A 13,318-nucleotide genomic window follows, 5' to 3' on the forward strand; every position below is an offset into this window, starting at 1 on the left:
ATGACCTACCCCGAGAACCCGATCCTCGTCGTCGTCGACCTCGACCCGGCAGGCAACCCCGCCAGCAGCACGGCGGCCCTGATCGGCGCCGCCTCGACCGTCGGCGCACCGGTCGCGCTCGTCGTCGGCGGATCCGCGGATGCCGCATCGAAGGTCGCCGAGGCGGGAGCATCCGTGGTGCTGACGGCCGACGCCGACGAGACGATCCTCACGGTGCCGATCGTCGATGCGCTGCATGCCGCCTTCGAGCAGGTGCGACCGGATGCCGTGCTCATCTCGAACTCGATCGCGGGGCGCGACGTCGCGGGCCGGTTCGCGGTGCGCGCGAAGCTGGCGCTGTCGGTCGATGCCGTAGGCGTCTCGCGAGATGACGAGGGCATCGTGGCGAACCACTCCGTGTACGGCGGCGCCTACCTCACCGACTCGGCCCCCACATTCGGGGCTCCGGTGATCACCGTGCGCCAGGGCGCTGTCGACGCTCGGGCAGAGGCGGTCGCGTCGCCGACCGTCGAAGCCCTGACCGTCGCGGCATCCGGCTCCCCTGCCGCCACCGTCGGCGCTGTCGAAGCGGTCGAGGCCACGTCGTCCCGGCCCGAGCTGCGCGGGGCGACCCGGGTCGTCTCGGGCGGCCGCGGACTCGCGTCGAAAGAGAAGTTCGTGCTCGTCGAAGAGCTCGCCGATGCGCTCGGTGCGGCCGTCGGCGCATCGCGGGCCGCCGTGGATGCCGGATACATCCCGCAGTCTCATCAGGTCGGTCAGACCGGTGTCTCGGTGTCGCCGCAGCTGTACGTCGCTCTCGGCATCTCCGGTGCGATCCAGCACCGTGCGGGCATGCAGACGGCCAAGAACATCGTCGCGATCAACAAAGACGGCGAGGCGCCGATCTTCGATGTCGCCGACTTCGGCATCGTCGGCGACCTGTTCACGATCGTCCCGCAGGTGATCGCGGGCCTCGAGGCGCGGAAGAAGTAGCCATGGCGACGCGAACGCTCAGGCGCGGACTCCCGCGCGTGCCCGGCGGCGAGCCGTGGCCTCCCGGGCTCGCGGTCGACGTCGGCGAAGGCGACGTGTCGACGTCGCCGTCCTCGCTCGGCGAGCAGGAGAGCGCGTCCCCGGTCGTCGCCGAGCGGGAGAGCGCCTCGCCGGTCGTCGAGTCGGCGGTCGCCTCGCCGGTCGTCGACCCGGTGGAGGCCGCCTCCCCGGTCGTCGAGCGAGGAGCGGAGCGACGAGACGACACGCGCCACGCTGCGAGCGCTCCCCCCGCATCCGTGCGTCGCGGTCTTCCACGCATGCCGGGCGGAGAGCCCTGGCCGCCCGCGGGTGTGGTGCCTATCGGTGCGGAGGGCGTTTCGTCTCGGTCGGCGTCGCCGTCATCGCTCGACGAGCAGGAGAGTGCGCCCCCGGCCGTCGCTGCGGCTGTCGCCTCTCCGGTCGTCGAGAGCGCCGCTCCCTCCCCGGTCGTCGAGAGCGCCGCTTCCTCCCCGGTCGTCGAGCGAGGAGCGCAGCGACGAGACGAGACGCGCCACGCTGCGAGCGCGGCCGCCACCGCGTCATCCGTGCGTCGCGGTCTTCCGCGCACACCGGGAGGCGAGCCCTGGCCGCCCGCCGGCACCGAAGCCGTGGTCATCGAGCGCGTTTCTTCTCGGTCGGCTTCGCCGTCCTCGCCCGACGACCGGGAGGACGCTTCGGTCGCCGCTCCGTCCACGGCCGTGGCCCCGGCAGCCGCATCCTTCGCCCTCGGCGATCCCTCGATGCCGCTGCCCACCCCGCAGACGGTCTGGAACGGCAGCGCGCCGCGTCATATCACGGCGACCGCTCCGACATCCGCTCGCCCTCGACCCTCCTGGACCCAGGCGATCGCCGGTCTGCTCGGGGCCGCGGCCCTCGGCATCCTGGCCGCGGCAGCCGTGGCCTTCGTGCGGGCGCTGCTGAGCTTCCCCTTCATGCAGGACTTCCTCGCGGCCTTCCCCGGCGAATACGAGCCGGCCGTCGCCGTCGAGCCCGGGTTCGCGCCGTGGACCAACTGGGCGCACTTCTTCAACGTGTTCCTGATGGTGCTGATCATCCGGTCGGGTCTGCGGATCCGCAACGAGAAGCGGCCGACCGCCTTCTGGACCCCGCGAGGTGACCCCAAGGGCAAGGTCAGTCTGACGATCTGGTTCCACCAGGCGCTCGACATCCTGTGGCTCGTCAACGGCGTGATCTTCGTCGTGCTGCTGTTCGTCACCGGACACTGGGCGCGCATCGTGCCGACCAGCTGGGAGGTCATCCCCAACGCGCTGTCGGCGGCGCTGCAGTACGTGTCGTTCGACTGGCCGACCGAGCACGGCTGGGTGAACTACAACAGCCTGCAGCAGCTGGCCTATTTCGTGACCGTGTTCATCGCGGCGCCGCTTGCTGCGGCCACCGGATTCCGCATGTCGGGCATGTGGCCCAAGAAGGCCGAGCGGCTGTCGAGGGCGTATCCGATCGAGTGGGCCCGTGCGCTGCACTTCCCGGTCATGATCTACTTCGTGGTGTTCATCATCGGACACGTCGCGCTGGTGTTCCTCACCGGTTTCCTGCGCAACCTCAACCACATGTACGCGTCGTCGGATGCCGTCGGCTGGACGGGCTTCTGGGTCTTCGTGGCCTCCCTGGTGGTGATCGCCCTCGGCTGGGTCGCCGCCCGCCCGCTGGTCATCGCCCCGATCGCGAAGCTCTTCGGCACCGTGTCTGGCCGCTGACACGGTCCTGTCTTCCGCACAGACTGCAACCGGGCACACAGAGACGGCCCCCGCCGATGGGCGGGGGCCGTGTCGTGCTGCATCGTGAACGCGGTGGTCACGAGACGCAGAGATCAGCGCACGAAGCGCACCTCGGTGAGCGTCTCGCCGAGGAACGGCTCGGTGTGGCTGGCGCCGTCGAGCGCGAAGCCGTTGCGCGTATAGAAGCGATGTGCGCGGGGGTTGTCCTCCGCGACCCACAGGTAGAGGGGCTCGTCCTTCTCGACGGCCGCATCGAAGAGCTTCTGGCCGATGCCGGTCGAGTGGTACGCGTCGAGCAGGTAGATGAAGTACAGCTCGCGGAACGCGGGCGCGTCCTTGTCGCGGGCAGGGCCGGAGCCGACGAAGCCGACGATCTCGCCGTCGACGAGGGCGGCGCGCATCGTGAACTCGGGGCCCTGAGCGGCCCAGTGCGTCCACAGCTCGGCCATGCGACGGGGCGAGACCTTCTCGAGGGCTGCCTTGCTGATCAGGTGGTCGTAGGTCTCGTGCCAGCACTGCGCGTGCACGCGACCAAGGGCTTCCGCATCCACATCACGGACCGGACGGACGATGACTTCAGGCTGGGCTTCGGCGCTCATAGCGCGACTCTACGCGCGGCCTCCGCGAACCGGAAATCGAGCGGGAGCGTTCCCAGACCGCGGATGAGCGGCTGGAGGGATCGCACAACGATGTTCGTGATTCGTTCGCCGATGGCTACGATCAGTCCTCGTGAACGTGATCTGGCGCACTCTCCTCGTGATCCTCTCCGCCCGTCGCCGCGTGCGGCGAGGCAAGACCCTCGACGCAGCATCGGTCAGCAGCATCCGGCTGACGACCCTGCCGACCGACATCGACATCCTCCGTCACATGAACAACGGCCGATACCTGTCGCTCTTCGACCTCGGTCGGTGGGATCTGCTGATCCGCACAGGGCTGTTCGACGCCATGAACGAACGCGGCTGGTACGCCGTCGTCTCGAGCGAGACCGTGACGTTCCGCAAGTCGCTGCAGCTGTGGCAGCGGTTCGAGGTGCAGTCGCGCTTCATCGGTCATGACGACAAGGCGGTGTTCCTCGAGCACAGGGCGGTCGTCGGCGGCGAGATCTACGCCCGCGTCATCGTGCGATCGAGGATGCTGCGCCGCACCGGCGGCACGGTCAGCAACGAAGAGCTGTTCGCCGCCGTCGGCAAGCCCGAGGGTGTGCCCGAGATCGACTCCTGGGTACACGACTGGGCCGCAGCATCCGCTCTGCCTCCCGTGCGCACCCCGGCGCCGAGCGTGTGGAGCTGACGCCGTGACCGATCCGTGGGGTCTCGAGACGCGCACGCCGGGCTCGGTGCTGCTGGTCGGATGCGGCAAGCTCGGCATCCGCCTCGGCGAACGGCTCGTCGCACAGGGCTCAGAGGTCACGGCCATGCGGCGCAGCGCGGGCGACATGCCGTTCCCGACCATCGAGGCGGATCTGCGGCATCCGCTCGACCGTGAGTTGCCGGAGTTCGACTCGGTCGTGATCACTCTGCCGCCGAGCACCGAGGGCGACTCGATCTATCCACCGGCGCTGCGGGGGCTCGCGAAGGCCCTGCCGACGATGCCCGAGAGGGTCGTGTTCGTCTCGTCGACGCGCGTGTTCGAGGGACGCCCCGGCGAGACACCGCTGACCGAGCGCGATGCGCCGAAGGTGTCGAGCGAGCGGGGCGGCGATCTGGTCGAGGGCGAGCACCTGGCGATGGAGCTCTTCGGCGCGCGCATCGTGCGCCCGGCCGGCATCTACGGACCCGGTCGCGACTTCCTCATCCGGCGGGTGCGCGAGGGCGCAGCGGTCGACCACACCCGCCGCACCAACCGCATCCACGAGACCGATCTCGTGCGGCTGCTCGAGGCGATGCTGCGGGCCGACTCCGCGCCCCCGCTGATCCATGCCGTCGACCGCGAGCCCGTGCTGCTCGGAGACGTCGTCGCGCACATCGCCTCTCGCCTCGGAGTCGAGCCGCCCCCGCACCTCGATCCGGAGGTCGGCGGCGGGACGGTGCTGGAGGGGCGCCTGCTGCAGGAGTTCCTCGGCGATCTCGAGTATCCGACCTTCCGCGCGGGCTACGACGAGATGATCGCCGCGCTCTGAGCGCTTCCGCCCCGGTTCCGGTCGCACTCCGTGGCGTGCCTTCGCTCGATAGACGGCATGAACTGCGACCGGAACCACCCGACGCGACCGTCGCTCAACGGCAGGCGGGCACTGCAGTCCTAGGCTGAGCTCATGGCCGACCCGATGCCCACCGCGGATCCCGAATCCGTCTCGCTCGCGGACCGTGCCGTCGAGCTCGCCCGCCGTTGGGTGATCGAGGCAGCGGCCGCCGATGTCGATCCGGCGGCAGAGCGGCTCGCCGGTGTGCTGCAGGATGCCAACGGGCTGCCGTTCACGCTCGGATTCGTCGACGGCGTCATGCGCCCCGAGAGCCTGAGCGCCGCGGCATCCCAGCTGCACCGCATCGCTCCGATCGTGCCCGACTTCCTGCCCTGGTACCTGCGGTCTGCCGTGCGGCTCGGCGGCGGCGTCGCCCAGATGCTGCCGACCCCCGTGGTGCCCATCGCGCGTCGGGTGCTGCGTGACATGGTCGGCCACCTGGTGGTCGACGCCCGCCCCGCGAAGCTCGGACCGGCGATCGCGAAGATCCGTGAATCGGGCGCTCGGCTCAACCTCAATCTGCTCGGTGAGGCGGTGCTGGGTGAGGACGAGGCGCGGCGGCGGCTCGACGGCATCCACGAGCTGATCCGTCGCCCCGATGTCGACTACGTGTCGGTCAAGGTGTCGGCGATCGTCAGCCACATCTCGATGTGGGCGTTCGACGAGGTCGTCGAGTCGGTCGTCGAGCGACTGCTTCCGCTGTATCTGACGGCCGCCTCGGATCGCACCTTCATCAACCTCGACATGGAGGAGTACCGCGACCTCGACCTGACGATCGCGGTGTTCACCCGCATCCTCGAGGATCCCCGCCTCGACGGTCTCGAGGCGGGCATCGTGCTGCAGGCGTATCTGCCTGACGCCCTGCCGGCACTGCAGCAGCTCACCGCCTGGGCGCGCGAGCGGGTCGACCATGGCGGAGCCCCCATCAAGGTGCGGCTCGTCAAGGGAGCCAACCTCGCGATGGAGCGGGTCGAGGCGCGCATGCACGGATGGGCTCAGGCCACCTACGACACCAAGCTCGACACCGACGCCAACTATCTGCGCTGCCTCGACTGGGCGCTGCGGCCTGAGAACGTCGACGCGGTGCGCCTGGGCATCGCGGGCCACAACCTGTTCGGCATCGCCTATGCCTGGTTGCTCGCGGGGGAGCGCGGGGTTCGAGCGGGCGGAGTCGACGCCGCTGCCGCGACCACGGCCTCGCAGCCGCCGGTCGAGTTCGAGATGCTGCTCGGCATGGCGCAGGGGCAGGTGCAGGCAGTGTCGCGCGAGGTCGGCGAGGTGCTGCTCTACGTGCCGGTCGTGAACCCGGGCGAGTTCGATGTCGCCATCAGCTATCTCGTCCGCCGGCTCGAAGAGAACGCGTCGAGTGACAACTTCCTCTCCGCCGCGTTCCGGCTGGGCGACGACGAGACGCTCTTCGTGCGCGAGCGGGACAGGTTCCTCGACGCCCTCGATCGTTCGACGTCGTCGACGCTGCGGGTGGGCGCGCTGCGCGGCCAGGACCGACTGGCGCCGGTGCACGAGTCGATGCGCCCGGTGCCCGTGGCGCCCGCGCCCGAAGAGGGTCTGACCCAGGCGGTGCTCGGCATCTCCCGCGGTGCGGATGACACGGGCGGGCCGTTCCTCGAGACGGCGGTCTATGCCCCGCGCGAGCTCGACGAGGCGACCGGCGGTGCCCCCGGCTTCGCGAACACTCCTGACAGCGATCCGTCGCTTCCGGCCAACCGTGACTGGGCGCGCGAGATCCATGAGCGCATCGCGGACTCGACGCTCGGTGTCTCGACGATCGACGCGGCCCGCGTCGACGACGCCGACACGCTCGAGAGCACGATCGCCGGGGTGCGGGAGGCCGCTGCCCTGTGGGGCGCGCGGCCGGCCACCGAACGCGCCGAGGTGCTGCTGCGCGCGGCGGCCGCACTCGAGGGGCGCCGCGGAGACCTCATCGAGGTCGCCGCCTCCGAGACCGGCAAGGTGTTCGCCGAGGCCGACGTCGAAGTCAGCGAGGCCGTCGACTTCGCCCGCTACTACGCAGCCAAGGCCAGAGAGCTGGATGCCGTCGCCGGCGCCGCATTCGAACCCGCGCGCGTCACCGTCGTCACCCCACCGTGGAACTTCCCGCTCGCCATCCCGGCCGGGGGAGTGCTCGCCGCGCTCGCCGCAGGCTCGGGAGTCGTCTTCAAGCCCGCCCCGCAATCGCGCCGCTGCGCCGCCGTCATCGCCGAGATCCTGTGGGAGGTCGGTGTTCCGCGCGATGTGCTCGCGCTCGTGGACATCGAGGAGGGCGACCTCGGCCGTGAGCTGATCTCGCACGAGTCGGTGGACCGCGTCATCCTCACCGGGTCATGGGAGACCGCTGCCCTGTTCCGCTCGTGGCGGCCCGACCTGCCGCTGCTCGCCGAGACGAGCGGCAAGAACGCGATGATCATCACCCCGTCGGCCGATCTCGATCTCGCCGTCGCCGATCTGGTGCGCAGCGCCTTCGGGCATGCGGGGCAGAAGTGCTCGGCGGCGTCGCTCGCGATCCTCGTCGGACCGGTCGGGCGGTCGAAGAGATTCGCCCGTCAGCTGGCCGATGCGACTCGGTCGCTGCACGTCGGCTGGCCGACCGATCCGCTGGCCGAGGTCGGGCCCGTGATCGAGCGTCCCGAGGGCAAGCTCGCCTGGGCGCTCACCGAACTCGACCGCGACGAGAAGTGGCTCATCGAGCCCGCCCTCTCGGACGATGACCCCACCGGTCGGCTCTGGCGGCCGGGCATCCGCGTCGGGGTGCAGCCGGGGTCGCGCTTCCACACCGAGGAGTTCTTCGGTCCGGTGCTGGGCATCATGCACGCCCCGACGCTCGAGCGGGCGATCGAGCTGCAGAACGCGGTCGAGTACGGCCTGACGGCGGGACTGCACACGCAGGACCCGGCCGAGCTCGCCCTGTGGCTCGACCGGGTGCAGGCCGGAAACCTCTATGTGAACCGCGGCATCACCGGCGCGATCGTGCAGCGTCAGCCGTTCGGCGGGTGGAAGCGCTCATCGGTCGGCCCCGGGGCCAAGGCGGGCGGACCGAACTACCTGATCGGGCTCGGGTCCTGGCGCTCGAGCGGATCCGGCACGGTGTCGAGCACGCTGCATCTGCGTGGGCTCGACTCGCGCATCACCGACCTGATCGAGGCGGCGCAGCCCTCGCTCGGCTTCGAGGCGTTCGAGTGGCTGCGTCGTTCGGCGCTGTCGGACGCCCTCGCGTGGGATCGCGAGTTCGGCCAGGTGCGCGATGTGTCTCACCTGGGTGTCGAGCGCAACCTGTTCCGCTACCGCCCGGTGCCGGTCGCGATCAGGGCCACTGCGGACGCCGGCTGGCAGGAGCTGCTGCGCGTCGTCATCGCCGCGGTGCGCGCCGGGGCCGGATTCGTGCTGTCGACCCCCGTCGGGCTGCCCCCGGCAGTGCGCCACGCGCTCGCCGAACTCGGCGCGGTCGTCTACATGGAGACCGACGACGAATGGATCGAGCGGATGCGGCGTCGCGGCGACTCGAGCGGGGTGCGCGAGTCTCTCGGCGACGACGAGCTGCGCCCGAGCCGGGCACGACTGGTCGGCCCGCGCGAATCCGTGTCCGCGCTGCACCGTGCGCTCGCCGCGGCTGTGGGCGGCGACCCCGACCTCGCGGTGTACGAGGGCGAGGTCACCTCTGCCGGGCGCATCGAGCTGCTGCCCTTCGTGCACGAGCAGGCGATCGCGATCACCGCGCACCGTTACGGCAACCCCGACGACTGGAGCGCCGCGGTCATCTGAGGCGGTCGCGCTTCGGCATCCGTTCCGCCCTCGCCATCTCCGGCATCCCCTCACCCGCGGTCGACCACGCACCTACCGCCGCTGTGAATGGTCGAAAGAGCATCCGAAACGGGCGATTCGGATGCTCTTTCGACCACCCCTGTCGATGCGACCCGGTCAACAGACATCGCATGTAAAGAATTCTTGACACAGCGGATGCCGCAGGCGTACTGTCGTGTCAAGAATCTTTTACATGGGAGGCATCATGGTCTACGAAGAGCGCAACGCCTGGGCCGGTCTCATCGTCGGCGCGGTGGTGATCGGGGCGTATGTCGTCATCGTGCTGCAGCAGGCCGCCGGCGGACCGGTGACCGATGTCGACTGGTTCCCGCTCATGATGTGGACGATCGGTCTCGGCATCGTGGCCACGATCGTGCTCAGCATCGTCTGGGGGATGATCGCCGGTGCGAAGGATCCCGACGGGGTCGGCAAGTCCGATGTCCGCGACCGCGACATCAGCCGCATGGGCAGTCGGGTCGAACAGTCCTTCGTCGTGATCGCCGGTCTCGGCGTGATCACCCTCTGCGCGGTGGGCGCCGACCTCTTCTGGATCGCCAACACCATGTTCGCGGGGTTCGCCGTCTCGGCCATGGTCGGCAGCGTCGCGCGAGTCGTCGCCTACCGTCGGGGACTCGTCTGATGGTCAAGCCCACGCTCGTCTCCAACCGCATCCGCGCTCACCGCGAAGCGGCCGGACTCACCCAGGCCGAACTCGCCCGCAGCATCGGCGTGACCAGGCAGACGCTCATCGCGATCGAGCAGGAGAAGTACTCCCCGTCGCTCGAGCTCGCGTTCCAGATCGCCCGCGCTTTCGGCGTGGGGCTCGACGACCTGTTCCAGTACCCGCAACCCACGAGCACGGAGGTGTGACGTGACCGAGACCGACAAGACCCCGACGAACGAGACCGAGATGATGCCGGCGTGGCGTCGCGAGACCTACGGCTCGGCCGATGGCTTCCGCCTCGAGCAGATCCCCGTTCCCACCCCGCGGTCGGGCGAGGTGGTGCTGCGAGTCGAGGCGACCGCGCTCCACGCCGGCGACGTGCGTCTCATGCTCGGCGATCCGCTGCTCGTGCGCCCCATCTTCGGGCTGACGCGCCCCAAGTACCCGGTGCGCGGGATGGAGGTCGCCGGAACCGTCGTGGCAGTGGGCCCGAACGCGATCGGCGCCGAGCTCGGAGAGCGTGTCGTCGGCGAGCTCACCGGGGGCGGGGGACTCGCGTCGCATGTCGCTGCGTCCGCTGCGCGTCTCGTGCCGATCCCGCCCGACGTCACCTCCGAGACCGCCGCGTGCCTGACGATCTCGGCGGGCACGGCCTGGCAGGCACTCGACCGTGCGGGGATCGGCTTCCGTGCCGCCAAGGGCACTGCGGCCGGACACATCCCGCGCGTTCTCGTGATCGGTGCGTCCGGGGGAGTCGGCACATTCGCCGTGCAGCTCGCAGCGCTGCGCGGGGCCGAGGTCTGGGCCACGTGCGGAGAACGCAACTTCCGGCTCGTCGAGCACCTCGGCGCCGTGCGCACCCTCGACCACCGCACCTCACCGCTGGCCGACCTGCCGGCCGCGCATTTCGACGCGGTGATCGACATCGCCGGCGGCCTGGGCCTTCGCGAACTGCAGCGCCTCGTCGTGCCCGGCGGCTCGGTGGTGCTCGTGGCAGGCGACGGAGGGCACGTCCTCGGGCCGATACCTCGCATCCTCAAGGCGGTGTTCCTGTCGATCGGGTCGCGTCGCCGCATCCGCCCGCTGGCGGCGACACCGCGCCCCGAGATCCTCGCCAAGCTGCTCGAGCTCACCGCTGAGGGGCGCATCACGCCGGTCGTCGAGCGGGAGTACCCCTTCGACGAGGCATCCGCCGCCCTGGCCCACCTCGAAGCGGGCCACACGGTGGGCAAGGTGGTCGTGCACGGACCCTGACCGCGACGGGCCGCGCTCTGGCGGCGTTCAGGGGCGGATGACAGAATGGATGCTGGCGTGCCCGAGTCGCATCTTCCCCCTGGCGTCGGCTCTCACCGAGCGACGCGGGTCGAAGGACCGCCGGGCCCCTGGACAGCGTCCGCCGCATCCGTTCGAGGAGCCCCATGTCTGTCGAAACCACCGCGCCGGCATCCGAGACCGCAACCCCGGTCCGCACCGCACACCACCGTCACTATCTGATGTGCAAGCCGTCGCACTTCACGGTGAACTACTCGATCAACCCGTGGATGGAGCCGGCGAAGCCGACCGACACCGCACGGGCCGTCGAGCAGTGGCAGAAGCTGCACGACCTCTACCTCGAGCTCGGCCACGAGGTCGAGCTGATCGAGCCCCTCGCCGGGTATCCCGACATGGTCTACACCGCGAACGGCGGGTTCCTGATCGACGGCCGCGCCTATGTGCCGAAGTTCCGCTTCGTCGAGCGTCAGGGAGAGGCCCCCGCGTTCGCGGACTGGTTCCGCGGTGCCGGCTACGACACCGTGCTCCCCGAAGAGGTCAACGAGGGCGAGGGGGACTTCCTGCTCGTCGGCGATGTGATCCTCGCGGGCACCGGGTTCCGCTCGACCGGCGACAGCCACCGCGAGGTCGGGGAGGTGTTCGGCCGCGAGGTCGTGTCTCTCAACCTCGTCGACCCGCGCTTCTATCACCTCGACACCGCGATCGCGGTGCTCGACCCCGTGCAGGGTGTCGAGAACGGCGGCCCCGAGCGCGCGAACATCGCGTATCTGCCCGGCGCCTTCGACGACGAGAGCCGCGCCGTCCTCGAGGAGCGCTTCCCCGATGCCATCCTCGTGTCCGACGAAGACGGATCGGTGTTCGGCCTCAACTCGGCGAGCGACGGCTACAACGTGGTCATCTCGCCGCGCGCCCTCGGTTTCGAGAAGCAGCTGCGCGAGCGCGGCTACAACCCGATCATGATCGACCTCTCCGAGCTGCTGCTCGGCGGCGGCGGCATCAAGTGCTGCACCCTCGAACTGCGCGGTGAGGCGTGACCGCGGTCGACGCCGAGGTGTCGGCTGAGCCGCACGTCGCCCACAACTATCACCCCCTGCCGGTCAACATCGCCCGCGGTGACGGAGCCTGGGTGACGGATGTCGAGGGCAAGCGCTACCTCGACCTGCTCGCCGCCTATTCGGCTGTGAACTTCGGCCACCGGCATCCCGCGCTCGTCGCTGCTCTCACCGAGCAGCTCGGTCGGGTCACGCTCGTCAGCCGGGCGTTCCAGAGCGATCGGCTCGAGCCGTTCGCGGCGGCGCTCGCGAAGCTGGCGGGCAAAGACATGGTGCTGCCGATGAACACCGGTGCCGAAGCGGTCGAGACGGGCATCAAGGTCGCCCGAGCCTGGGGGTACCGCGTCAAGGGCATCGCGGACGGCCGGGCGCGGATCATCGTCGCCGCCGGGAACTTCCACGGCCGCACCACCACGATCGTCAGCTTCAGCGACGACGAGCAGGCGCGGGCGGACTTCGGTCCCTACACGCCGGGCTTCGACGTGGTCCCCTACGGGGATGCGGATGCCGTCGCCGCCGCGATCACCGACGACACCGCCGCCGTGCTGATCGAGCCGATCCAGGGTGAGGGCGGGGTGGTGATCCCGCCGGAGGGATACCTGCGCCGCATCCGCGAGATCTGCGACGAGAAGAACGTGCTGTTCATCGCAGATGAGATCCAGTCCGGACTCGGACGCGTCGGCGAGACCTTCGCGTGCGACCGCGAGGGTGTCGTGCCCGACCTGTACCTGCTGGGCAAGGCGCTGGGCGGCGGCATCCTGCCGGTGTCCGCTGTGGTGGGCGATGCCGACGTGCTCGGAGTCATCCGTCCGGGCGAGCACGGCTCGACCTTCGGAGGCAACCCGCTCGCCGCGGCCGTCGGGCTGCGGGTCGTCGAGATGCTCGAATCGGGGGAGTTCCAGGAGCGCGCTCGCGCACTCGGCGCTCACCTCGGAGCCGCTCTCGAACCGCTGAAGGGTCATGGCGTCACCGAGGTGCGCATCGCCGGCCTGTGGGCAGGCGTCGACATCGACCCCGCCAAGGGCACCGGGCGTGAGATCGCCGAGAAGCTGCTCGACCGTGGGGTGCTGGTGAAAGACACGCATGGGCAGACCATCCGCATCGCGCCGCCGCTCGTCATCCGGGCGACCGAGCTCGACTGGGCGGTCGAGCAGCTGAAGCTGGTCCTCGGAGCCTGAATCCCCTGTCCGCCGGGCGACACGCCCGGCGGACAACCCGGATTTGCCGGGACCCCGGAACCCACGTAACTTATTACTTGTTCGCCCCACAGGGAAGCGGAGAGGCCGAGAGCTTCACCCCCCTCAAGCGGAGAACCACCTCCACTCGATCAGCTCCTCGGAGCAGATCGCAGACACACTTCTGTCTGACCTGGAGCTTCCACTACGGACAAGCGATCGATTTGACAGCGAGTCCGGAACGGATAAGCTAGTGAAGTTGCCTCGGCGGCCTTGAGCCCCGAGCAGCAGATCTGGTTCTGAACATCACGGCGTGTCGATTTGACAGCCGGAAATGCGAAGATAAGATAGAGAAGTTGCCCTTCGGGCCTGGTTGTGATGACTGGGTCGTGGGAGCATCCGATCCTTGAGAA

11 protein-coding genes are annotated in these 13,318 nt (G+C 69.7%); 10 read left to right on the top strand and 1 reads right to left on the bottom strand.

Annotated features, from left to right (window positions below; translation table 11 throughout):
- On the top strand, positions 1-972 hold the full coding sequence (locus tag RU09_RS13840) for an electron transfer flavoprotein subunit alpha/FixB family protein (RefSeq protein ID WP_042541433.1): 972 nt from the start codon (positions 1-3) through the stop codon (positions 970-972).
- Positions 973-974: 2 nt separating this feature from the next.
- Positions 975-2,726, top strand: a complete 1,752-nt coding sequence (locus tag RU09_RS13845; RefSeq protein ID WP_042541434.1) for a cytochrome b/b6 domain-containing protein — start codon at positions 975-977, stop codon at positions 2,724-2,726.
- A 113-nt stretch (positions 2,727-2,839) separates the two neighbouring features.
- Here the strand turns inward: RU09_RS13845 and RU09_RS13850 are convergent, their stop codons facing one another.
- Entirely contained in the window at positions 2,840-3,346 is a 507-nt protein-coding gene (locus RU09_RS13850) for a GNAT family N-acetyltransferase (protein ID WP_042541435.1), read from the bottom strand.
- Between the two features lie 130 nt (positions 3,347-3,476).
- Here RU09_RS13850 and RU09_RS13855 point away from each other — a divergent pair, with 130 nt between their 5' ends.
- The 8 genes from RU09_RS13855 (at position 3,477) to rocD (ending at position 12,908) form a co-directional block, all read left to right on the top strand.
- Positions 3,477-4,037, top strand: a complete 561-nt coding sequence (locus tag RU09_RS13855) for an acyl-CoA thioesterase (RefSeq protein WP_042541436.1) — start codon at positions 3,477-3,479, stop codon at positions 4,035-4,037.
- 4 nt (positions 4,038-4,041) lie between these two features.
- A complete protein-coding gene (locus RU09_RS13860) occupies positions 4,042-4,866 on the top strand; it encodes a hypothetical protein (RefSeq protein WP_194285964.1) in 825 nt (274 codons plus the stop codon).
- Between the two features lie 132 nt (positions 4,867-4,998).
- The gene (locus RU09_RS13865; protein ID WP_042541437.1) at positions 4,999-8,703 is read left to right on the top strand and encodes a proline dehydrogenase family protein; all 3,705 of its coding nucleotides are present in this window, start codon (positions 4,999-5,001) and stop codon (positions 8,701-8,703) included.
- A gap of 232 nt (positions 8,704-8,935) precedes the next feature.
- Positions 8,936-9,382, top strand: a complete 447-nt coding sequence (locus RU09_RS13870) for a hypothetical protein (RefSeq protein ID WP_228385585.1) — start codon at positions 8,936-8,938, stop codon at positions 9,380-9,382.
- Positions 9,382-9,612, top strand: coding sequence for a helix-turn-helix transcriptional regulator (locus tag RU09_RS13875; RefSeq protein WP_042541438.1), 231 nt, complete (start codon positions 9,382-9,384; stop codon positions 9,610-9,612). The genes RU09_RS13870 and RU09_RS13875 overlap by 1 nt, the downstream gene beginning before the upstream one ends.
- Position 9,613: 1 nt before the next feature.
- Complete coding sequence (locus tag RU09_RS13880) at positions 9,614-10,660, top strand: NAD(P)-dependent alcohol dehydrogenase (RefSeq protein WP_231567594.1); 1,047 nt, start codon at positions 9,614-9,616, stop codon at positions 10,658-10,660.
- Positions 10,661-10,824: 164 nt separating this feature from the next.
- Positions 10,825-11,712 carry a dimethylargininase gene (gene ddaH / locus RU09_RS13885; protein ID WP_042541439.1) on the top strand — a complete coding sequence of 296 codons (888 nt, stop codon included), beginning with the start codon at positions 10,825-10,827 and terminating at the stop codon, positions 11,710-11,712.
- Positions 11,709-12,908 (top strand): ornithine--oxo-acid transaminase, encoded by a 1,200-nt coding sequence (gene rocD, locus RU09_RS13890; protein ID WP_042541440.1) that lies wholly within the window; start codon positions 11,709-11,711, stop codon positions 12,906-12,908. Before ddaH ends, rocD begins: the two co-directional genes overlap by 4 nt.
- Positions 12,909-13,318 lie beyond the last annotated feature (410 nt).

The organism is Microbacterium sp. MEJ108Y (assembly GCF_000834175.1).
Lineage (GTDB): Bacteria > Actinomycetota > Actinomycetes > Actinomycetales > Microbacteriaceae > Microbacterium > Microbacterium forte.